An 853-nucleotide genomic window follows, 5' to 3' on the forward strand; every position below is an offset into this window, starting at 1 on the left:
TTTATAGTGTGTTCTTAACTGTTTTAAGATGTTGATTTAAGAAAACATAAGAGAAGCTGGTCATAGTGGTTAACTGCACTATAACCAGCAATTTTAACCAAAAGATTGTAATGCTTAGCCATTATCTTCTGAATTATCAGTTAAGAGTTCAATATATGCCTGCGCTTTGCTCTTAACACTTTCATCCTCACAATTGTTAATAATATGATAGAAACATTGCATTGCGTTATCGATATTTTTAGCCCCAATTTGACATTGACCCATACGATAAATAACTGAATAGTCATCATACGGGGAGTAATTGTAACTTAGTTTGTAAAGGTCATATGCTTGTTGATATTTCTTTTTTGACTGGCATACTGATGCAAAACCTTTTAGATATTCATGATTTTCGAACGCATAAATGCACAGAAATTTATAGTAAATTTCTGCGTCCGTTATATTACCTTTTTCATGGTAGTCGAATGCATATGCATATATTCTATCAAGGATATCAGGAGTCAATCCATGTAGTAATGCCAGATTTTCTCCTTGTGATAATGCGTGTTTTAGTTGACTTGCCCATTCATCACTGTTATTGAATATTTCAAGTGTATCTGTGCTCATAATATTCCTCTGTGATGTGTTTCGTGATGCTAAATTATTATTGATTGACTCATTAATTTTTATGTATTTATCTTTTTTGAATTATGAGTTTTAAGCTTGCATTGCTTATGGGTATATTGGTTCATTATTAGTAAAAATACTGACCACTATAAACCAATAATGTCATTAGTTGTTTTGCTAATATTCACCTTATTAGTTATCTTATTTACGATATTTCATAAATGCCTTAATATGCATGACCTTGATT

1 protein-coding gene is annotated in these 853 nt (G+C 30.8%); it reads right to left on the bottom strand.

All coding sequences use genetic code 11. From position 1 onward, the window contains the following. Positions 1-114: 114 nt before the first annotated feature. A complete protein-coding gene (locus HEN33_RS25170; RefSeq protein WP_000102383.1) occupies positions 115-606 on the bottom strand; it encodes a tetratricopeptide repeat protein in 492 nt (163 codons plus the stop codon). Positions 607-853 lie beyond the last annotated feature (247 nt).

Source organism: Escherichia sp. 94.0001, from assembly GCF_013369155.2.
In the GTDB taxonomy this organism is placed as follows: domain Bacteria; phylum Pseudomonadota; class Gammaproteobacteria; order Enterobacterales; family Enterobacteriaceae; genus Escherichia; species Escherichia coli_F.

What these genes read in the sequence shown, in the direction of transcription:
- HEN33_RS25170 (WP_000102383.1), bottom strand. Translation starts at nt 606, where the DNA reads ATGAGCACAGATACACTTGAAATATTCAATAACAGTGATGAATGGGCA.